Source organism: Dactylosporangium darangshiense (assembly GCF_039537565.1).
GTDB classification, from domain to species: domain Bacteria; phylum Actinomycetota; class Actinomycetes; order Mycobacteriales; family Micromonosporaceae; genus Dactylosporangium; species Dactylosporangium darangshiense.
On sequence record NZ_BAABAT010000010.1, the window covers coordinates 1 to 20,096 of the forward strand.

Sequence of the window (20,096 nt, forward strand, 5' to 3'; positions counted from 1 at the left end):
GGACCTCATCACCCGCCGAAAGGCCGGCGGTGACGGCGGCCTCGAAGCCCTGCGCGTACTGAAACGACGCCTCTCCGACGTCATCTACCAAGCCCTACGAGCCAACGCCGCATCGAGCTCTTGACAGCGGAGCTATGTACAGTCCCCCCACCCGCCGGCCAAGGAGCTCATCACCCGACGAAAGGCCGGTGGCGACGGCGGCCTCGAAGCCCTCCGCGTCCTGAAACGACGCCTCTCCGACGTCGTCTACCAAGCCCTGCGGATCGACTGCGCCCTCACCGGTTGACAGAGGAGCTACGTACAGTCCCGGCCCAATGCTTACGAAGAATTAGGGGGTTGATGGAATGCCCATCCGTAGCCTGGCGGCTGTCCGGTTGAACCGCGCAAATAGGTAGAAGGGACGTGCGGCGGTCACGGCTTCTTCGACTGATGTGAAGTTTCTGTCGAGTGCGGCGAGTTCGAGTTCGTCGGGCGGCACATCCCACCGCTCGGCGAGAAGGTCGAGGATCCTCGTTTTGGAGATGGAGTAGAGGTCGACGCCGGGGCGGTCTTTTAGGGCACGGTCGTTGGCCTGCCAGGCGAGCCGGACGAACCGTTGAGCCGCGGTGCGGGTGGACGGTTCCTGCAGTAGCCCCAGGGCAGGCTCGTCCCACGGCAGTCCTGGAGCAGTGCGAAAGGCCCGGACCAGGAAAATAGTGAGCTGTTCGCACGGCGACAGTTCGGTCTGCGCGGTTTTCAACCACTGGTCCAGGAAGGCGAGCCGACTACCGTTGGCGGGCAGCCGGTACAGACCGCGGTGTTCTCCGTGCCGCAGTGCACGCTCCTGCGGGTCTGTACCGCTGGGCTTCTGTTCTCCGCACTCGGAGGCGCACTCGTCTGCGAGGGCCTGCAGGGCTATTCGCCGGTGATGGGCTGGGTAGTCGTCGGCGAAGAGCTGGCAGGCACGCAGCAGGCCGAGTTCGCTGGTCCGGGCGGTGTCTTCGCCAAGGCCAACTCCTCGCGCCGCCAGCTGCCAGGCGTAAAGAAAGGACGTACGGTTCACTGTAGGGCGTTCCCCGTGGGGGCTGAGCTCCGCAGCGGAGACATCGCGCATGCGCTCCAGCAGAAGCAGGGAATCTGCCCGCTTAGGGTCCCGGCGGTGACTGACGCAGAACTGCTGGAGCGCCAGCACAGTCGCTGGGTCCAAGCCGGCCTCGGCGCCGGCCGCAGGAAGGGCTGCATAGGAGCGTCGGCCGAAGGGCCACCGGGCGAGAATGCCGAGGAGCTGGCCCGTCGTTGAGGCGTCGCACACCTCTTGCTCGACGGCGTAGGCAAAGGTGGCCCGTATGCCGACCAGCGGTTCCGACAGCGCGCGATAGCCCTCCTCCGCGGGGCTGTGCAGCAATGTGACCTCGTCATCAGCCTCCAACCGGCCGTCTCGGTAGTCGGCGTATACGCTGCCTACGCCTTTCATGCCGAAGCGGTCCAATTCAGCGGCCCGCAGCGCTCCCATGCTCGCGGCACCTAGCACGTTCACGTCACGGCTGAGGAGGTCCAGGATCTCCTTGTGTCGCACGGAACCCGTCTGGTGGAAGTAGCCGTCAACGATGCCGACCGTATCGCCGCCGCGCACGCCCAAGCGCATAAGGTCGCCGGCGGCAACGGGGGGAAGCACCCGGATGTCGGATCCGGCCGTAAGCTCGGCGGCCTCGGGCAGGCTGGGGCCGACAAAGCAATACTTTCGTGGCATGCGGGGGTCACCTCGGTATGTCGCACTCGGATGCGTCGAAAACAAGCGTCTACAGCGGACCGCCACGGGCCGTGTGTCTTCGATCGGCCCGACTGCCTGCTCAGTGGCCGGCATCGAAGAGCAGTCCCGGACACACCACATGGACGACGGGAACCGCGAACTCGGCGCGCGTCAGATCGACGTATAGCGGTGGACACCCCGTCACCGATTCGATCAGCTGGGCCACGTGGAGCGCCTCCAGATGTACGTCCCGGAGCGGGCGCGAAATGATCGAGCCAAGGGCCTGGACGTCCGCAGCGGGCACGTCAGCGGAACGGCCGGACGGCGATCGGTCCACTCCGAAGGCGCGGGCCTGTCGATACGGCGTTCGCCCGATGTCGTCGCGGGCTCCCGCAATGGCGGTCGCACGGGACTGCGCCGCCTCGCTGAGTGCGCGGCACAGCGCCACGCCGGTGTCTAGATGGGTGCCGACCCCGCCGAACGGCACGGGGAACAGGTCGCTCCAGATCAGCGCGTCGAACGTCGGAACGCCGGTAGGGCTAGGCAGGAACCGGATCGTGACGTCCACGCCGGCCCTTCGCAGGTACTCCAGCAGCATGCCGGCAGTGGGATCGTCGACGGACGCCAGATCGACCGGGCGCGCCCCACCATGACGTCGGGCCCGCGTCGAGGCATCCCGCTCGATCACCTCGTACATACCGTGCAGAAGTGCCTCGTCGAGCACGTTGCCGCTGGCCAGGCCGTTGCTTGTGGCTTGAAACAGAGGAGGTGCCCACCGGCCGGTGACGCGGGCGTCCAGATGCAACAGGGCGGCGGGTACCAAGGACGAACCGTGCCTATCGACCCGAGTGGCCGGGTACCAGACGAGACGGCAGTCCGGGCCCAGGTGGTGGCGTGAAGCCAGAGCCAGCATGTCCACGTGGTAGCCCAATCCCGGTTCGACGGTCTCGACCGTTCCGGCGACCACTGGTATCACCGGATGCTCCGCATGCCACAGCTCGACCCCTTCCATGGCGGCGGAGACCCGGGCGAGCATGGGGCTGATGCCCTTTCCTTGAGACACCGAAAGGGTGCGGGCGTTGGGCCTCACCGCTTGGAAGACCGGAATGCCGATTTCATCGAGCCAGGTGACGTCTGCGACCCGCGTGATGCCGAACTCTGGAAGCAGCGGCCGGATCCAATCCCAGGTCTCCTCGGGAGGACGCACCCGGTGCGTGCCGACGGAGAAGACCTTGTCCGAGTCACTAATGACGGACTGTTGGGGCAAGCCCGAGGATTGTGCAAGCATCATCAGACGCTCCAATGACTCCGGGAAGACGGGACGCGTTGTTGACCGTGGGTAAAGCCCAAAAGAGCCAGCCAACCGGGCGCCCGTTACTAGGCGCCCGGTTGGCGCTCAGCGGCTTAGACGCCGCAGAGCTCGTCGCCCCCTACGCCTTCTTCCCTAAAAAGGACGAAGAGGGAAGCGTGGACCTCTTCGGGTGAGGCATCTACGAAGATGTCGTCCAGTTCCTCTGCGGTGGGGACAACCAGCGTGTCGATCATCTTGCGTTTCCTTTCTTCGGTCTTACTGCGGATGTGAATGGATCCGCCACCGCGCTCGCGGTCGCGAAGGGGCGGTGGACGATGCGGCCCTCTGCCGGCAGAGGAGTACCTGCGTTCCTGTATAAGCAAGTCGGCTTCGCTGCACGCGTCGGCGAGTTCGTTCGGGTTGATTAGGAGCCAGGGGGAACCAGTCACTGGTGCGGTCATCGAAGGGGATCATTGGATAGCTTGAACGTGCCCTGCCGGCGCGGGGCGCAGGCTGTTTTCCCGGGTGGCCAGGTCAATGCGATCGGGGGTGCCTGCCGACTGCAGTCGTTCGAAGGCGAGGCGGACTGCCATCGAGCCCTCACCGATGGCGGCCGCGACGCGCTTCACGGAGCCGCTGCGCACGTCGCCTACAGCGAAGACGCCGGGTCTGCTGGTCTCGAGTAGCAGTGGTGCCGAGTTCTCGTCTTCCCAGCCGCCGGCCGGGATGTCTCTGCCGGTCAGGAGGAAGCCCTGCCTGTCCTCGGCAAGTTGGCCCGACAGCCACCCGGTTCCCGGGTTCGCGCCGATGAAGACGAACAGCCCGGATACCGCCAGCTCTGACGCGTCGGGCCGGCCCCCGCGACTGAGGCGCACGGCCTCGAGCCGGCTTGTCCCGGTCAGGGCGGTCACCTGGGTGGACGGCCAGACCACGATGGCGGGGTTACGCACGATTCGGTCGACGAGGTAGCGCGACATCGAAGCGTCCAGCGCGTCCTGGCGGATGATCATGTGCACTGCAGCGCATGAACGGCTGAGGAAGAGCGCAGCCTGTCCGGCGGAGTTGCCGCCTCCGACGATCGCGACCGGCCCGGCGCCGCAGGCCTGGGCTTCCGCCTGGGTCGCCGCGTAGTACACCCCGACGCCCTCCAATTCGGCCAACCGGTCCACAGGGAGCCGGTTGTACCGCGCGCCCGTTGCGATGATCACTGACTTCGCCTCAATGGCCTCGCCGTCATCGAACGTGACCAGGTGCACGCCGCCCTGCAATGACAACGCAGCAGCTTTCGCGGCCAGCTTGATCCGGACGCCGAACTTCTGCGCCTGCAGCGCCCCCCTAGCGGCGAGTTCCTCCCCGGACAAGCCGGCGGGAAAGCCGAGGTAGTTCTCGATACGTGACGAGGTGCCCGCCTGGCCGCCGAGCGCGGTGTCCTCCGCCAATGTTGTCGCCATGCCCTCCGAGGCGCCGTACACCGCTGCCGCGAGACCGGCCGGACCGCCGCCCACGATGAGCAGGTCACACACGCCGGGCGGATACGAGCCAGCGTCGACGGAGATGGCCAAGGCGTCCAGCAGCACCCGGCCGCCGGGGTTTCTCAGCACCGGTCCGCCGGGCACGATGATGATCGGCAGCTCGGCGACCGGAATGTGAAGGCTCTGGAGGATCTGTTCAGCCTCGGGCGACGCCTCCAGGTCCAGCCAGGTCCAGACCAGCCTGTTGCGCGCCAACACCTCCAGCAGCCGCCGCGTGTCACGGTCGAAGCGCGACCCCACCAGGGTCAGGCCGGTGCCGCGGCTCATCAGGACGGAATGACGCAGCAGGAAGGTTCGCAGGACGAGGTCGCTGAGGCCTGGCTCGTGCGCCATGACGAGCCGCAGCTGCTCCACCGGAACATCCAGGACCCGACCTGGGAAACGGGCGACGGCGCTCAGAAAGGCACGCTGCCCGGTCAGCATGCCGATTTCGCCGAGGAACTCCGACGGACCGTAGCTGGCGACGACACTTGCCTCCGGCCGGCCGTAGCCCTCGATGACGTCAGCCGTACCCGCGAGCACCACGACCAGGTTGTACGTCTCGTCGCCATCGGTGAACAGCACTTCGCCGGCAGCCACGTCTCGTTCGCGGCCGTAGCCTCGCAGCACCGCAACCTGCGCAGCATCGAGGACGGGCGAACGTCCCGGGAGCGAAATCAGTTGACGACCGCCGTCGGCAGGCTCCTCGGAAGCTGCAGGAGCAGTGCCCTGCCGGCCGGACGTGTCGGTGGTCATCGGTACCTCCTGGCGCAACCGGCGCGGCTACGTTTCACCACGGATCGGCCGGCTGCTGGCGATGCTTGACCCGCAACGCCTGCCGGGCTGGTTGCTGCACTGCTGCCACCGTGTCGGCGACGCCGGCGACAGGCTGCTATCACAACGTCCAATCGCCGATATTCGAACTCGTCAATGACGCCGATCACGTGTCCATCGCCGCTCCTCGCGGCCAACGCCTGTCGGGCACATCGGTCCACGTCATGAGTTGACCACAACGGCAAGCGAAGCCGACATCACCCAAATACGTGAGGACGCCGTAATCGCACGGCGTTTCTGGCGTGTCGGCCGGACCGAGCAACAAGGAACAGGGCGTGCCGACTGACATGGTCTCGGCTGCCTGACGCGACTGGAGACCGGGCGACGCCTCGGACCGGATCTCCTTCGCCCCCGGAGCCGGAGCTCGAGGCTGTCGCCGAGGCCTATGACAGCGCGTTCGTGTAGCAGCAGGCGTTGGCGCGGCGCGACAAGCGCGTTGTCGGCGTCAACGTGCACACCGGTTCCTGACCCGCGACCTGGACATCCTGCGGGTCTCGCACGAGGTCGAGGTCGAGCAGAACCGCGTGCTGGCCGCCCGCCGGGCCGGCCGGGACGGCGTCGCGGTCAAGGAGCGGCTGGAGCGGATGATCGCGGCGGCCCGCGCCGGGGAGAACATGATCCCGTCGATGCTGGACGCGGCCAGGGGCGAGGCCCGACGCCGAGCGCTTAATTAATCGTGCCCAAGTACCGCAAGACCATGCTCCAGCAGCGCGCCGATTACATCGCCGCCATTGACGTGAGCAACCGCGCGCACCCCGACCAGCCTGCGAGTTTGGCCGTTGGCTACGACGAGGACCACCAAACTCAGGTCACCATGTAGGGTGATCAAGCCAGCGTGACCCGGTACTGGGAAGCCCACTAGACCCTCACGCTCGACCACATCGGTGGCGCGATCGGGTACGTCAGCGACGCGCTTCCCTGGACTGCCGCAGCCGAACGCCAGTCGGACGGATGGCGCCTTACCTCAGCCCTCCACCGATCGGGCGTCTGTCGATGGCGGTCGGGGTGGTGTGATCTTGGCGGGTTGGGTGACGGCACGCGGGAGCGGCCAGCCGGGCTGCTGGGTGTGCTCTGCTGAAGGTTAGTGGGGTTCGCTGTTGTTGGCCGCCTGACCGCCCGAATGTCTTTTGTGGACATTCAGGCCGGTGGGGCATGGGCGATGGCGAACAGTCGTCGCCAGTTGTGTTGCCAGGGCCAGTTTTCGGGCAGGTGGATCGTGATAGCGCGGGCGTGACGGGTGATCCGGCTGGCGATGTTGATCAGGTGCCGGCGGATGGTGGCAGCCCGGGCGGTCGCGTGGGGTCGGCCGGCGAGGACGCCGGCGGCGCGGGTGAGGTTGTGCGCGATCGCGATGCAGGCCAGCCAGGCGTTGTTGGCGTTGAACCGGCCCGAGGGCAGATGCGCCAGGGGTCCGTCGATGAGTGCAGCGAAGACCTGCTCGATGATCGCGTGGCCGCGGTGCTGGGCCTCGGCCTGCACGAGTATGAACGGGCTGTCGGTGAAGGCGGCGTGATACCGCCAGACAGTGAACAACTCACCCTGGGCGTCGACCGCGGTCTTGTTGAGGTCGGGAACGCGGCGCACGATCAGCCGGGCGGTGGTCTCGTCGCGGCGGCCTTCAAACGCGGTGTAGGCGATCTCAGCGATGTGCGCTCGGGAGATGAAGCGTTGCTGCTCGTCGTCCCAGACCGGTTGCGGGTACTGGATTTCCATCCAGGCGTCGTCCGGGATGGTGGCGATCGCCCGGCGGACTTCGGCGTCGATGCGCACGGTGATCGAGAACCGTACCCGGGCGCGGCGGCAGGCGGCGATGACCGTGCGGGAGTAGAACGCCGAGTCCGCCCGCACCACGATCTCGCCTGCGGCCTCGGCGGCCTCGTGGGCGGCCAGGACGGCCTTCGTGGTGGCGACCGCCTCGGCCACCAGCGAGGCGGCGCCGCGGGCTGAGCCGGCGTTACCTGCCCGCAGCTGGGTCGCGGCGATCACCGGCGCCGCGTCCGGCGTGCTGATCGTGGCGACGACCAGTCGCTGTTCCGCGAGGCGCTCGCCGTGCTGCTCGGGGTCCGCACCGACATCGTCGTCGTGGGCGAGGCCGGCAACGGCGACGAGGCGCTGGCCCGCGCCGCCGAGCTGCGCCCCGACGTCGTGCTGATGGACCTGCGCATGCCCGTCCTCGACGGCATCGCCGCCACCCGCCGGATGCGGGTCGAACAGCCGGGCGTGCGGGTGATCGCGCTCACCACGTTCGACGATGACGACGACCTGTTCGCCGCGCTCCGAGCGGGCGCGGTGGGCTACCTGCTCAAGGACGTGTCGTCGGCCCGCCTGGTCGAGGCCGTGCTGGCCGCGGCCCGCGACGAGGCGGTGCTGCAGCCGTCGGTCGCGGCGATGGTCGTGGCACGCTTCGCGCAGCTGCCCGCCGACGCCGCCGCCCCGCGACCCCAGCCGCTCGTCGTGCCGCTGTCGGACCGGGAGCTGGACGTGCTCCGGCTCCTCGCCGACGGACGGCCCAACCGGGAGATCGCGGGCGAGCTCTTCCTCGCCGAAGGCACGGTCAAGAACCACGTGACGAACGTGCTGGCCAAGCTGAACGCGCGCGACCGAACCCAGGCGGCACTGCGGGCCCGCGCGCTCGGCCTGCTGTGATTCCCGTGCCGTCATGGTGTGCCGTCATGGACGGTCATGACCGCACACCATGACCTCTGGCACGTCACCTCGCCGCCGCAACGCCGCACGATGTCGGACATGACACCGACGCATGCAACGCACGCACCGGCCCGATCGGCCGCCCGCAAGAACCTGCGATTCGCGCTGCACTACGTGGAGATGGTCGTCTCGATGCTGGCCGGGATGGTGCTGCTCGGACCCGTCTGGTCCTGGGCCTGGCCCGGCCTGGCCGAGCGGCCCGCGGCCGGCGCGCTGGTGATGGCCGCGAACATGACCATCGGCATGGGCCTCTGGATGCGCATCCGGCGCCACTCGTGGCGGCTGATCGCCGAGATGTCCGCCGCGATGGTACTGCCGTTCCTGGCACTCCTCGTGCCGTACGCGATGGGCGCGATCTCCGGCGGCGCGCTCATGATGGGCGGTCACCTGCTGATGCTGCCGGCCATGCTCGCGGCGATGCTCTGGCGGCATCGCGACTACCGCCACTGAGCGAGCACCACCACTGAGCGACTATCGCCACTGAGCGGCCGTCGCCGCTGAGCCGCCACCGACCTGCGTGCCACGTGCACCTCGCCACAAGCTATGGTTCGGCTGGGAGGCGGTCGTGGCGCGGGTCGGGGCGAGCATTGTCGCTGAGGTGTGCCGGCGCATCGTCGCGGGCGAGTTGCGGCCGGGCGACCTCCTGCCGTCCGCGAAGGACATCGCCCGCGAGCTGGACGTCACGGTGAGCGCCGCGCACCACGCGCTGGCGAGGATGCGCCAGGACGGTCTCGCCGAGAAGGCGGCCGACGGGCCGGGGCTGGTGGTCACCGAGCGGGCTCCCGAGATCGCATCCGCGTGGGAGGCGCCGACCTGGGGCCGCGATGCCGCACCCGTGGATGCGCAGATCGTGCCGCTGATGGTGCGCACGGCGATCGAGTCGGCGGATGCCGACGGGCTCGAGGTCACGTCCATGCGGCGCATCGCGGGGCGGCTCGAGGTGGAGTCCGCGACGCTGCGCAAGTACGTGCGCGACCGGGCCCACCTGGAGATCCTGATGGCCGACGCGATCTTCGCCGAGCACCCGCCGCCGGAGTCGCCCGCCGGGGACTGGCGGGCGCAGCTGGAAGCGTTGTGCTTGTTGCAGCTGGAGATGTACCGCGGCCATCTCTGGCTCGCCAAAGCCGTTTCGTTCAAGCAACCGCTGCTCAGTCCGCATGTGGTCGCGCACGTCGAGTGGGCGGTGCGCGCGCTCTCGGGTGAGCGGCGTCTCGCCCTGACCGCCGCGAACTTCGTGCGCGGGCATGCGATGAGACTGGCGCAGGAGCCTGCGCTACGGGAGCTCGGCGCGGGGGAGGGCGAGGGCGGGCACAATGCCGCGCTGTTCGACTTCGGCCTGCAGCGGCTGCTGGACGGATTCGGTCGGCTGATTCCAGCCCACGGCAAGAGCTGATTCCGGCCCACGGCAAGAAGTGAGGGGGAGGCACCTGTGGCGCTCATCGCGGCGGACATTGTCGCAGAGCTGCGCCGGCGAATCGCTGCCCGCGAGCTGCGGCCGGGCGAGCTGCTGACGTTCAGGGACCTCATGCGCGAGTGGGACGTCTCGATGCACATCGCGTTCAAGGCGCTGCGATTGATGCGGGACGAGGGTCTCACCGGGAAGGTGCGCCGCGTCCACGGGATGGTGGTGACCGAGGACGCCGCCAGCGTCGCGTCGGCATGGCGGCCCCCGCCGCCGGCGAGCCTGGGGTTCCGCACGCAGGTGGTGGGCATCGCGATCGAGCTGGCCGACACCGAGGGGCTCGCCGCCGTCTCCATGCGGCGCATCGCGGAGCGGCTCGGCGTGGCCACCATGACGCCGTACCGGCACGTGCGCCCGCGGGCCCGCCTGGAGATCCTGATGGCCGACGCGGTCTTCGCCGAGCACCCGCCGCCGAAGCACGTCGGCGTGTGGCGGGCGCAGCTCGAGCAGCTGTGCCGCATGCAGTGGCAGATGTACCGCAGCCGCCCATGGCTCGCCCGAACCGTGTGTTTCCAGAGGTCGGAGCTCAACCCCCATGTGGTCGCGCACGTCGAGTGGGCGATGCGCGCGATGGCGGGCGTGCACCTGCCGGCGCAGACCGTGTCGCAGATCGCCGCGACCGCCGCCGACTTCGTGCGCGGGACCGCGCTGGACCTCGACGGGGCGGACGACGACACCGCGCTGTTCGAGTTCGGCCTCCAGCGCCTCCTGGAGGGATTCGCGCTGCTGGAGAGCGCCGGTCGCCGCTGAGCCCGACCCGCCGGGTCAGGGGCGGCAGACCCGTTGCACGAGGTCGCGCCAGCCGTCGGTGAGCGGTTGCTCGGCGGGGATCAGGTCGGTCGCCGACACGTAGAGCAGGATGGGGCCGTCCAGGGCCGCCGTCAGCTGCATGGCGAGCAGGTCGAGATCGGCCGGGCCGAGGTCGATCCCGGTCAGCAGCATCCGGATGTGGGCCCGCGACATCGGCGTCTGCGATCCGGCGGGGATGGGCTGGCGGCCGTCGACCGCGGCCCGGGCGATCTCGTGGTACTCCACCATGAAATGGATCCTGGCCCGGCCGTAGGCGATCAGGCGCTCCAGCGGCGAGGCGCCCGGGCCCAGCGGCGGCGGGCCGGAGAGCACCCGCTCCTGGAAGACGCGTTCGCCGTCGTCCAGCAGCGCCCCGAAGATGCCGGCGCGGGTGCCGAAACGGCGGAACACGGTGCCCTTGCCCAGGCCGGAGCGTTCGGCGAGCGCGTCCATGGTGAGTTGGTCGGGGCCGAGCTCCGCGAGCATCGCGCGAGCGGTGGCGATGAGGTGTTGCCGGTTGCGTGCCGCGTCGGCGCGCTCCGTGCGTGGTGTTCCCCACGTCACCTCGATCTTCCGCACGAAGGTCACCCTACCGCAGCTATCGTAAGCGGGGTAAAGTCCGCTTATCCCAAATTGCGAACGAGGAGAGTCCCCATGACCACGATCGACGTGTCGGAGCGCTTCACCACGCTGCCCGACGAGGCGACGCTGTCCGCGACGGTCGTCGCGCTCGAGGAGCACGGGTTCAGCGTCGAGGTCGTCGACGACCTCGACGCCGCCCGCCAGGCGGCGCTGCGGCGCATCCCGCACGGTTCGTCGGTGATGACGAACACCTCGGTGACGCTGCAGGAGACCGGCATCGACGACGCGATCAACGGCGGCGGGCCCTACGAGTCGGCGCGGAACAAGATGCTCGCGCTGGACTTCCAGACCCAGGGGCAGGAGATGAAGGCCATCGCCGGCCAGAGCGACTACGCCCTGGGCAGCGTGCACGCGGTCACCCGCGACGGTTCGCTGGTCATCGCGTCGGCCTCCGGCAGCCAGCTCGCCGCCTACGCGTGGGGCGCGCCCAACGTGATCTTCGTGGCCGGCGCGCAGAAGCTGGTCGCCACGCTGGAGGCCGCCCGCGAGCGGGTCCACCAGCACAGCCTGGTGCTCGAGGACGCCCGCGCGCAGGCGGTGTACGGCCAGCACAGCTACATCGGGAAGGTCCTCGAGCTGCACCAGGAGCTGCCGGGGCGCATCCACGTCATCTTGATCCGGCAGGTCGTCGGGTTCTGACCACGGCGGTCTCCCGCTGCACGCGCGACAGCTTCTCCGGGTTGCGCACGTGGTAGAGGCCGGCGATGCGGCCGTCCTCGACCCGCACCGCCAGCACGCCGTCGATCTCGCCGCCGACCCGGACGAGCAGACCCGGTGCGCCGTTGACCTGGACCTGCTCGAACGAACGCGCCGGGCCGCGGCGGTACCAGCCGAAGGCCAGCAGGCGGGCCACCTTGCCGGCACCCACGATGGGGCGCAGGATGGCCCGCCTGACGCCGCCGCCGTCGCTCAGGGAGACGACGTCCGGCGCGAGGATGTCGAGCAGGCTCTGCAGGTCGCCGGTTTCGACCGCTCGCCGGAAGGCCTCGAGCGCGGTCCGGGTCTCGGCCGGCGAGACCGAGCCGCGTGGCCGGCGCGCGGTGACGTGCGCCCGGGCCCGGTAGGCGATCTGGCGCACCGCCGCGGTGGACTTCTCGACGGCCTCGGCAATCTCGTCGTACTCCAGGTCGAACACCTCCCGCAGCACGAACACCGCCCGCTCGACCGGCGCGAGCGTCTCCAGCACCAGCAGCATCGCGATCGAGACGCTGTCGGCCAGCTCGACCTGCTCGGCCACGTCGGGCGCGGTCAGCAGCGGCTCGGGCAGCCACGGCCCGACATAGGACTCCCTGCGCCGGCCCATCGCGCGCAGGCGGTCCAGCGCCTGGCGGGTGACGATCCGCACCAGGTAGGCGCGCTCGTCCCGCACGGTGCCGAGGTCGACGCCCACCCACCGCAGCCAGGCCTCCTGCAGGACGTCCTCGGCGTCGGTGGCCGAGCCGAGCATCTCGTAGGCGGCGGTGAACAGCAGGTTGCGGTGGGCGACGAACGCGTCGGTGGCGGAGTCCACGTGGTCCACGTGCACGAGACGCCGGCCGGCGTCGCTTTGTGACACCCGGCAGCGGTGCCCCACGTCACACGACCTGGGCTGTTACGGGGAGCGGGTCTCCTTCGTCTCGTGTTCGTCGCAACCGCACGTGACAAGGAGACAGTCGTGGCACCGAACCCGAGACGGTGGCTGATCCTCGCGGTCATCGCCACCGCCCAGATCATGATCGTCCTCGACCTGACCGTGATGAACCTGGCGCTGCCGTCGGCGCAGCGCGCCCTGGGGTTCTCGGCCGCCGACCGGCAGTGGGTCGTGACCGCGTACGCCCTGTCGTTCGGCAGCCTGCTGCTGTTCTGCGGGCGGCTGGCCGACCTGATCGGCCGCAGGACGACCTTCCTCGCCGGCCTCGCCGGTTTCGCGGCCGCCTCCGCCGTCGGCGGCGCCGCGGACAGCTTCTCGATGCTGGTGACGGCGCGCGCAAGCCAGGGCGCCTTCGGTGCGCTGCTCGCGCCGTCCGCCCTGTCGCTGCTGGCCACGACCTTCGGGGACCCGAAGGAGCGGGCCAAGGCGTTCGGCGTCTACGGCGCGGTCTCGGCCGCGGGCGGTGGCACGGGGCTGCTGCTCGGCGGCGCGCTGACCACCTACCTGTCGTGGCGGTGGTGCATGTACATCAACCTGATCCTCGCCGCGGCCGCGATCGCCGGCGGTGTGCTGCTGGTGGGCAGGCAGCAGCGCACGCCGGGCGGCCGGCTGGACGTCCCCGGCGTGGCGGCGGTGTCCGGCGGGATGTTCTGCCTGGTCTACGGCTTCTCCAACGCCGCGTCGCACAGCTGGCACACGCCCTCGGCGTGGGGCTTCCTGACGGCCGGCGTCGCGCTGCTGGTCGTGTTCGCCGTCTGGCAGTCGCGCGCCGCGCAGCCGCTGCTGCCGCCCCGCATCGTGCTCGACCGCAACCGCGCGGGGGCCTACCTCACCATCCTGGTCAGCGGGGCCGCCACCTTCGGGATCTTCCTGTTCCTCGTGTACTACATGCAGGAGAGCCTGGGGTACTCGGCGATCAGGTCGGGCGTGGCCATGCTGCCGCTGGTGGTGCTCAGCGGCGCCATGGCCGTCGTGGGCAACACCAGGCTGGTGCCGCGGTTCGGCCCCAAGCCGATGGTCATCGCCGGCATGCTGCTCAACGCCGCCGGTATGGTCTGGCTGACGCGGATCGGCGCGCATTCCGGCTACGCGTCGGCGCTGCTCGGGCCGCTCGTGGTGACCGGTGCCGGCATGGGCCTCATCTTCGGCATGGTGGCCGCCACCGGGACCTTCGGCGTGGCACCGCGCGACGCCGGCGTGGCCTCGGCGAGCATCAACACCGGGCAGCAGCTCGGCGGCTCGATCGGCACCGCGCTGCTCAACACGATCGCGGCCAGCGCCACCACCGGCTACCTCGCCGACCACGCGCAAGGTCAACCGGCGCCGCAGCTGGTCCAGCTCGCGATCGTGCACGGCTACACCACCGTGTTCTGGTGGTGCGCCGGCATCTTCGTGGCCGGCGCCGTCGTCTGCGGCTCGCTGCTGCGCCGCGGCCCGCTGACCCGGCCCGCCGAGGTCGCAGTCCAGGAGCCGTCCCGGCCCGCCGCCGCGGTGCGGTAGGCGTCAGCCGCGGGCGGAGCCGATGCCCATCAGGACCGCGATGCCGAGGGCGCTGCGGGCGGAGTACGGCTGGCGCCACAGCCCGCCGTGCGCCGCACCGTAGGCCTCGTCCTGCCACGGGTGCTCGTGCACCGGGCGAGCGGCGTTGAGATCGTGGACGAGCAGCGCGGCCATGAGCGTGTTGCTCGTCGCCGGCTCGAAGATCTCGATGCCGAACCGGTGCGCGCCGGCGAACGCGGCGGCGAGGAGGCGGTTCTTCACCACGCTGCGGGTGCGGGTAGCCGGTGCGACGGCGAGCGACACCGGCACGCCCGCGGCCCGGGCCTCGGCCGCGCGCCACCGCTGCAGCCGTTTCGCGAGGGCGTAGTTCGGGCCCTGCTGTGGTACCAGACTGTCGTTGATCCCCGGATAGAGCCCGGGCGGATAGTTGCGGGTGAGCAGCCGGCCGGCGCTGAGCACCCGCAGCGGCCGGCGGACCCGCCCGATGCCGGTCGCCGCCGCGTAGCGCCGGTTCGCCTCGTCGACCGCGTCGTCCGGCACGACGAACACGTCGGTCGGCGTGGCCAGGAACGCGAGCCCGAGGTCGGGCCGGCGCTGCCGCAGGCGCATGGTGAGCGCGTCGACGGCCATCGCGACCCGCACGTTGAGCGCACCGTCGGCGTAGACGTAGTTGCCCAGCACGAGCGAACCGTCGAGGCCCTCGATCCACTCGGCGACCCGGCCGAGGTCGTGCAGCAGGTCGGCGCCCCGCTCCTCGCCGGCGACCGGCAGGTGCAGGCGGCCCGCGTGCCGCTCGGCCAGGGCGGTCAGCCGCTGCCAGATCGCCGGCCGGGGCAGGTCGACGGCGACGACGTCGGCGCCCCAGCGCAGCAGCGCCCACAGCGGGCCCATCTCCGCGCCGGCCCCGAGGACCACGACGGGCCGGCCCGGCAGCGACAGCCAGCCGGGGTTCGCGGCGACGGTGCGCACCGCGTCGGCGCAGGAGCGCTCGATGGTGCCGGCGGCGACCCACTGCTCGAGCTGGCGGTCGAGCTCCTCGCCGGCGAGGTGGCGGCCGCGGTACGGCACGACCAGCTCCCCCTCCGGCTCACCCCGCCCGGTGACGGTCATCGTCGCCAGCGCAGGACCAGCCGGAGTGAAGGCCGCGTCGAGGGGTTCCTCGTCGCCGTCCGGTTTTCCCCGGTACCGCATGTGCTCATGTAGCGACGCCAGCCCGTCACGGGCGATCGTCAGCGCCGCGTCGCGGGACGCCAGCCCCGCCTCGACCAGCCGCCGGAAGTGCACGAGGTAGTCCCGGCGCCAGTCGGTCGACGCCTCCGCGCCCCGGGCCCCGACCGGATCGACGCCGCGCAGCGCGTCGGCCACCACCGCGCGCCCCAGGGCCGAGCTGCTGGCCCGGCCGTCGACGCTCGGGATGACCACACCGGTCGGGTTCACGTTCGCCACGCCGGCCAGTCTGCCAGCAGCGGGCCGCAAATGGATTGACGGTGCCGGCGCCGGGCGCAGAGCATGCTGGCGTGTCGAACCTGAACCCGACCGGTGTGGTCGAGAAGTTCGTGGACGTGCCGGACGGCTTCCTGTACTGCCGCACGCTCGGGCAGGGCCCGGACGTGGTGCTGCTCAACGCCGGCGCAGCGGACCTGCGGATGTGGGACACGACCGTCGGCTGGCTGGGGGAGGTCGCGCGGGTCACGACCTTCGACTACCGCGACACCGGCCTGTCCTCCGCCGGCCTGCGGCCCTACAGCGAGATCGAGGACATCGCCGCCGTGATGGACGCCGCGGGCGTGCGCCGCGCGCTGCTCGTCGGCGTCTCCGACGGGGCGCGGCGGGCGCTCGCGTTCGCGCACCGGTACCCGGACCGGGTCGCCCGGGTCGTCGCGGTTGGCGGCGCGTTCGGCGAGTTCCCCGATCCGACCCCGGAGGAGTCCGCGGCCCGGCGGGAGATGCACGAGCACTTCGCCCGCCTGGAGCGCATCCGCGCCGAGGAGGGCATGCACGCCCGCGCCGCGGCGGACATCGGCGCGTGGGGCGCCGCGCTCGGCGAGGACCAGCGGCGCCGCATGATCGGGCTGCAGATGGCGAACTCCTACTGGGTCGAGCTCGAGGACTACCTCGGCGCCGAGCTCGACCCGCCGGTCAAGGACCGCTTCGGCGAGATCGCCGTCCGGATCCAGGTGGTCGTGGGCGGGCACGACTTCGCCGGCACGCGGCTGTGGGCGCGGCGGCTGGCAGAACAGGCCCGGTCCGCGAGTCTCACGGTCATCCCCGAGGCCGACCACTTCCCGATGCTCTCGGCGCCGCAGGAGTTCGAGCGCGTCGTGCGGGAGTTCGTCGTCCTGCCGGAGGTCATCCCGATCGTGCATGAGCCGGACTTCCGCACGAGCACGATCGGGCGATACGCCGAGGGCCAGTTCTTCGGCAGCATCCACGGGACGCACATCGACGCCCTGGGCGAGATCACCGTGATGCTGCACCTGTTCGAGGACGACGGCCGGCACGCCGGCTCCACCATCCGCGGCCGCGTCGCGCTCGACGACGCCGACGCGCTGCTGGCGCAGATGCTCGCGACGCTGCCGGGCGCGCAGTTCGGCGACATCGCGATCCGCCCGTTCCTGGTGATGCAGGACGGGGTCCGGTTCGGGCTGGTCGACGACACCGACCCTGAGTCCGGCGGCCCCCACGCCGAGCTGTACCCGCAGGGCCTGGGGTTCGCCGCGCCGTTCGACGGGTTCTATGACACATGAGCGGTGCCGAGGAAGCCGCCGGACTGGCGTGACCACAGGTCCGCGTACAGGCCGCCGTGGTGCAGCAGCTCGGCGTGGGTGCCCTGCTCGGCGATCCGGCCGGCGTCCAGGACCACGATCCGATCCAGGTGGGCGATCGTGGACAGGCGGTGCGCGATCGCGATCACCGTCCGGCCGGCCATGACCTCGGCGAGCGTCTCGTGGATGGCGGCCTCCGCCGCCGAGTCGAGCGCGGACGTCGCCTCGTCCAGGATCAGGATCGGCGCGTCCCGGTAGAACGCCCGGGCCAGGGCTATCCGCTGCCGCTGGCCGCCGGACAGGCGCACGCCGCGCTCGCCGACGTGTGCGTCCAGGCCGGTCCGGCCCTCGGCGTCGCGCAGCGCGGCGACGAAACCGCCGGCGGACGCCCGGCGCAGCGCCGCCTCGACCCGGGCGTCGTCGGCTGCGCTCGGCCCGGCGATGTTCTCGCGGACCGAACGGTGCAGCAGGGTCGCCTCCTGGGCGACCATCGCGACCTGGTCGCGCAGGCTCTCCTGCGTCACGTCCGTAATGTCGGTGCCGTCGATCGCGATCGTGCCGGCCTCGGCGTCGTGGAAGCGCAGCAGCAGGCCCACGAGCGTGGACTTGCCCGCGCCGGAGCGGCCCACGAGCCCGATGCGCTCGCCGGCGGCCACGTCGAGGCTCAGCCGGTCCAGCCCGCTGGCGCCGCGGCCGTAGTGGTGACTGACCTGCGAGAAGCGGATCGCGCCGCCGTGCACTCGCAGCCGGGTCGCGCCGGGCCTGTCCGCCACGGCGAGCGGCTGCGCGACGGTTCGCAGGGACCGCTGCAGCACGCCGAGGGAGCCGAACAGCGCCGACACGGCGTCCAGCAGCCACTCCGCCATCGAGGTGATCCGGAAGCTGAGCGCCAGGGCGGCGGCGACCAGCCCCAGGGGCGCGGCATCGGCGCGCCAGAGGACGATGCCGTAGCCGACGAGCCCGACGAGCAGGGCGCTGCCGAGCGCCAGCATGGAGCTGTTGATCGTCACCTCGACCCGCTGGACGCCCAGGTGCGCGCGCCGGGCCGCCGCGAACACGCGCCGGTCGTGCTCGGTGAGCTCGTCCTGGCCGCCGAGCAGCGCGAGGGTGTCGACGTTGGCGTAGGAGTCGACGAGCAGGCCGGTCAGCTCCGACTCGGCGTCCTGCAGGCGTTCCGAGGCCCGCCTGTACCGCGGCACCGCCCAGCGCATGAGCAGCGCGTACCCCACGATCCAGGCGCCGAGCGGGAGCAGCAGGCGCGGGTCGATCGCGGTCATCAGCCAGACCGAGCCGGCGATGTACGCGACCACGAACACGAGCGTGTGGATGACCGAGTAGGCGGCGGTGCTCGCCGCGTCCCCGCCGTCGCGGACCCACGTCGCGATGCGTCCGGCGAGGTCGTCGCGGAACCACCCGACGGACTGCCGGGACACGTGCCGGTGCATCCGCCAGCGCACGAGCGGCCGCGCGTTGACACGGAACGCGATGTCGTCCAGTGCCTCGCTGCCCAGGTTGATCAGCGGCCGCCCCAGCAGCACGAACACGGCGACGGCGAGCAGTTCGGCGCCGTGGCCGGCCCACAGCGCCTGCGGGCTGCTGGCGGCGAGCGTGTCGACGAGGCTCCCGGCGTACCAGATGAGCCAGACCTCGATGGAGGCGCACAGGATCGTGGTCGCAACGGCCGCGGTCACGACGGGACGCAGCGGCCGCAGCTCCTCGAGGAGGAACCGCCGGACGTCCTGCGCCGGGTGACGCCGGTCGTTGCTATCGAAGGGATTGACGGGATTCTCGAACCGACCTAGCACGAAGAGCCTTTCCGGCGGCGGAGATGGACAAGGAACCGGTGCAACCGCCGGAAGTCCTCATGATCGATCTCCTGCTTCGTGTGGGGTCCGCTTTTGCGAGGCTATGCGCGATCGCGCGGCCCCGCCATCCATTTGCGACGGGGCAGTGCCGAGGGCCGCATTGACCTAGGGTGAGCGACGTCAGGGCCGTTCCGGCGAGTGGCGAGGGTGGATGACGAGCAGGCTGCTGCAGGTGACGTTCGACTGCCACGATCCGCATCGGCTGGCCGCGTTCTGGGCGGCGGTGCTGGGTTATCGGGTCATCGAGGACAAGGGCGAGCACGTCGAGATCGCCTCGTGGGAGCCGACCGTGGAGGCGGTGCGCCGCGAGCCGATGCCCTCCACCGTCATGTTCATCAGGGTCCCGGAGGACAAGGTCGTGAAGAACCGGGTCCACATGGAGGTCATGCCGTTCGACGCGAGCCAGGACGACGAGGTCGAGCGCCTGATCGGGCTCGGCGCGCGGCGGATCGACATCGGCCAGGGCGAGCAGAGCTGGGTGGTCATGGCCGACCCGGAGGACAACGAGTTCTGCGTGCTGCGCAGCATCGCGCCGTAGCTCCGCCCGGCGAGATCAGCGTCTGGGGCGGGGGGCGAGGCCGGCGATGGCCTGCAGGGCCTGGATGTGGCGCTCGTATGCCTCGCGGCCGGCGGCGGTGAGGCCGAGCCACGTGCGCGGGCGGCGGCCCACGCGGCCCTTGTCCACGGCGACGTAGCCGGCCTGCTCGAACAGCGCGACCTGCTTGGACAGCATCGGGTCGGTGATCTCGACGGTGTCGCGGACCAGGGCGAACTCGGCGCGCTCCACGGCGGCCAGCGCGGCGGCGATGGACAGCCGGACCGGGTTGGTCAGCAGGTCGTCGAGCTCGTGGCGGGGGTGCGTGCCGGTCACGGGCGGCGCGTCCGGAAGGCCGACACGCTCAGCGGGGCGGCGACGGCCAGGGCGGCGGGTATCCAGTACCACGCCGCGCCGGTCAGGGCGTGGCCGTCGACCTCCACCGCGTCGCCGGCCAGGACCACGACGAGGAACACCAGCGCGGTGAGGTCGAACTCCCACAGGCGGCGTCGCGGGCGTGCGCGGCCGACCGCGCGGTCGGCGCGGGCCCACACGAACGCCCAGGCGACCGCGGCGGCCACGACGGACAGGGTCAGGACCGTGCGCAGGGCGAGCGGCTCCACGAAACCCCAGGTGAGCGTGGCCGAGGCGAAGATCGCGGCCATGACCCACTTGCCCACGCGAATCCACCGCGCGCCGGCCTCGCCGATGCGCTCGGACAGGCGGCTCGCCCGGTCGAGGGCGGCTCTCGCCTGCTCGGGGGACATGTCATCGCCCACGTTTCCAGGTTGGCATCTACTTGCCGAAATGGCAAGTAGCGCACGTGACGGGCGCTAG

Annotated in this window: 20 protein-coding genes and 1 pseudogene; 10 read left to right on the forward strand and 11 right to left on the reverse strand. The window is 70.7% G+C overall.

Features of this window, described 5'->3' with window-relative positions; genetic code table 11:
- Window positions 1-328: 328 nt before the first annotated feature.
- The 4 genes from ABD901_RS19900 to ABD901_RS19915 all read right to left on the reverse strand — a co-directional run bounded on the left by ABD901_RS19900 (window position 329) and on the right by ABD901_RS19915 (window position 5,287).
- On the reverse strand, window positions 329-1,729 hold the full coding sequence (locus ABD901_RS19900; protein ID WP_345128589.1) for a TfuA-like protein: 1,401 nt from the start codon (window positions 1,727-1,729) through the stop codon (window positions 329-331).
- A gap of 100 nt (window positions 1,730-1,829) precedes the next feature.
- Window positions 1,830-3,020 carry a YcaO-like family protein gene (locus tag ABD901_RS19905; RefSeq protein ID WP_345128590.1) on the reverse strand — a complete coding sequence of 397 codons (1,191 nt, stop codon included), beginning with the start codon at window positions 3,018-3,020 and terminating at the stop codon, window positions 1,830-1,832.
- A 113-nt stretch (window positions 3,021-3,133) separates the two neighbouring features.
- The gene (locus tag ABD901_RS19910) at window positions 3,134-3,481 is read right to left on the reverse strand and encodes a hypothetical protein (protein WP_345128591.1); all 348 of its coding nucleotides are present in this window, start codon (window positions 3,479-3,481) and stop codon (window positions 3,134-3,136) included.
- Window positions 3,482-3,490: 9 nt separating this feature from the next.
- A complete protein-coding gene (locus ABD901_RS19915; RefSeq protein ID WP_345128592.1) occupies window positions 3,491-5,287 on the reverse strand; it encodes an FAD-dependent oxidoreductase in 1,797 nt (598 codons plus the stop codon).
- A gap of 483 nt (window positions 5,288-5,770) precedes the next feature.
- On the opposite strand from ABD901_RS19915, the pseudogene ABD901_RS19920 reads away from it, so the two are divergent.
- Window positions 5,771-6,018, forward strand: a pseudogene (locus ABD901_RS19920) (methylmalonyl-CoA mutase family protein); the annotation flags it as partial.
- Between the two features lie 44 nt (window positions 6,019-6,062).
- Complete coding sequence (locus tag ABD901_RS19925; RefSeq protein WP_345128593.1) at window positions 6,063-6,185, forward strand: hypothetical protein; 123 nt, start codon at window positions 6,063-6,065, stop codon at window positions 6,183-6,185.
- Window positions 6,186-6,502: 317 nt separating this feature from the next.
- Here ABD901_RS19925 and ABD901_RS19930 read toward each other — a convergent pair whose 3' ends face one another.
- On the reverse strand, window positions 6,503-7,351 hold the full coding sequence (locus ABD901_RS19930) for an IS1380 family transposase (RefSeq protein ID WP_345128594.1): 849 nt from the start codon (window positions 7,349-7,351) through the stop codon (window positions 6,503-6,505).
- Window positions 7,352-7,414: 63 nt separating this feature from the next.
- Here ABD901_RS19930 and ABD901_RS19935 point away from each other — a divergent pair, with 63 nt between their 5' ends.
- The 4 genes from ABD901_RS19935 (at window position 7,415) to ABD901_RS19950 (ending at window position 10,283) form a co-directional block, all read left to right on the forward strand.
- On the forward strand, window positions 7,415-8,011 hold the full coding sequence (locus ABD901_RS19935) for a response regulator (RefSeq protein WP_345128595.1): 597 nt from the start codon (window positions 7,415-7,417) through the stop codon (window positions 8,009-8,011).
- 99 nt (window positions 8,012-8,110) lie between these two features.
- Complete coding sequence (locus tag ABD901_RS19940) at window positions 8,111-8,521, forward strand: hypothetical protein (protein WP_345128596.1); 411 nt, start codon at window positions 8,111-8,113, stop codon at window positions 8,519-8,521.
- A gap of 115 nt (window positions 8,522-8,636) precedes the next feature.
- Window positions 8,637-9,464, forward strand: coding sequence for a GntR family transcriptional regulator (locus tag ABD901_RS19945; RefSeq protein ID WP_345128597.1), 828 nt, complete (start codon window positions 8,637-8,639; stop codon window positions 9,462-9,464).
- A gap of 36 nt (window positions 9,465-9,500) precedes the next feature.
- Window positions 9,501-10,283: a TetR/AcrR family transcriptional regulator C-terminal domain-containing protein gene (locus ABD901_RS19950; protein ID WP_345128598.1), complete on the forward strand. Its 783-nt coding sequence runs from the start codon at window positions 9,501-9,503 to the stop codon at window positions 10,281-10,283.
- 15 nt (window positions 10,284-10,298) lie between these two features.
- Here ABD901_RS19950 and ABD901_RS19955 read toward each other — a convergent pair whose 3' ends face one another.
- Entirely contained in the window at window positions 10,299-10,901 is a 603-nt protein-coding gene (locus ABD901_RS19955) for a TetR/AcrR family transcriptional regulator (RefSeq protein ID WP_345128599.1), read from the reverse strand.
- Between the two features lie 75 nt (window positions 10,902-10,976).
- Here ABD901_RS19955 and ABD901_RS19960 point away from each other — a divergent pair, with 75 nt between their 5' ends.
- Complete coding sequence (locus ABD901_RS19960) at window positions 10,977-11,603, forward strand: LUD domain-containing protein (protein WP_345128600.1); 627 nt, start codon at window positions 10,977-10,979, stop codon at window positions 11,601-11,603.
- On the opposite strand, the gene ABD901_RS19965 is transcribed toward ABD901_RS19960, so the two are convergent.
- Window positions 11,572-12,411, reverse strand: a complete 840-nt coding sequence (locus ABD901_RS19965) for an RNA polymerase sigma-70 factor (protein ID WP_380139974.1) — start codon at window positions 12,409-12,411, stop codon at window positions 11,572-11,574. The genes ABD901_RS19960 and ABD901_RS19965 overlap by 32 nt on opposite strands.
- A 207-nt stretch (window positions 12,412-12,618) precedes the next feature.
- On the opposite strand from ABD901_RS19965, the gene ABD901_RS19970 reads away from it, so the two are divergent.
- Window positions 12,619-14,094, forward strand: coding sequence for an MFS transporter (locus ABD901_RS19970; protein WP_345128602.1), 1,476 nt, complete (start codon window positions 12,619-12,621; stop codon window positions 14,092-14,094).
- 3 nt (window positions 14,095-14,097) lie between these two features.
- Here the strand turns inward: ABD901_RS19970 and ABD901_RS19975 are convergent, their stop codons facing one another.
- On the reverse strand, window positions 14,098-15,540 hold the full coding sequence (locus tag ABD901_RS19975; protein WP_345128603.1) for a hypothetical protein: 1,443 nt from the start codon (window positions 15,538-15,540) through the stop codon (window positions 14,098-14,100).
- Window positions 15,541-15,611: 71 nt separating this feature from the next.
- On the opposite strand from ABD901_RS19975, the gene ABD901_RS19980 reads away from it, so the two are divergent.
- Window positions 15,612-16,841 (forward strand): alpha/beta fold hydrolase, encoded by a 1,230-nt coding sequence (locus tag ABD901_RS19980; protein ID WP_345128604.1) that lies wholly within the window; start codon window positions 15,612-15,614, stop codon window positions 16,839-16,841.
- Here ABD901_RS19980 and ABD901_RS19985 read toward each other — a convergent pair.
- Complete coding sequence (locus ABD901_RS19985; protein ID WP_345128605.1) at window positions 16,829-18,664, reverse strand: ABC transporter ATP-binding protein; 1,836 nt, start codon at window positions 18,662-18,664, stop codon at window positions 16,829-16,831. The genes ABD901_RS19980 and ABD901_RS19985 overlap by 13 nt on opposite strands.
- A 211-nt stretch (window positions 18,665-18,875) precedes the next feature.
- Here ABD901_RS19985 and ABD901_RS19990 point away from each other — a divergent pair, with 211 nt between their 5' ends.
- Window positions 18,876-19,262 (forward strand): VOC family protein, encoded by a 387-nt coding sequence (locus tag ABD901_RS19990; protein ID WP_345128606.1) that lies wholly within the window; start codon window positions 18,876-18,878, stop codon window positions 19,260-19,262.
- A 15-nt stretch (window positions 19,263-19,277) separates the two neighbouring features.
- Here the strand turns inward: ABD901_RS19990 and ABD901_RS19995 are convergent, their stop codons facing one another.
- Together ABD901_RS19995 and ABD901_RS20000 are read right to left on the reverse strand one after the other, a co-directional pair.
- Window positions 19,278-19,595 (reverse strand): winged helix-turn-helix domain-containing protein, encoded by a 318-nt coding sequence (locus ABD901_RS19995; RefSeq protein ID WP_345128607.1) that lies wholly within the window; start codon window positions 19,593-19,595, stop codon window positions 19,278-19,280.
- Window positions 19,592-20,038, reverse strand: a complete 447-nt coding sequence (locus ABD901_RS20000; RefSeq protein WP_345128608.1) for a hypothetical protein — start codon at window positions 20,036-20,038, stop codon at window positions 19,592-19,594. Before ABD901_RS20000 ends, ABD901_RS19995 begins: the two co-directional genes overlap by 4 nt.
- Between the last annotated feature and the right edge of the window lie 58 nt (window positions 20,039-20,096).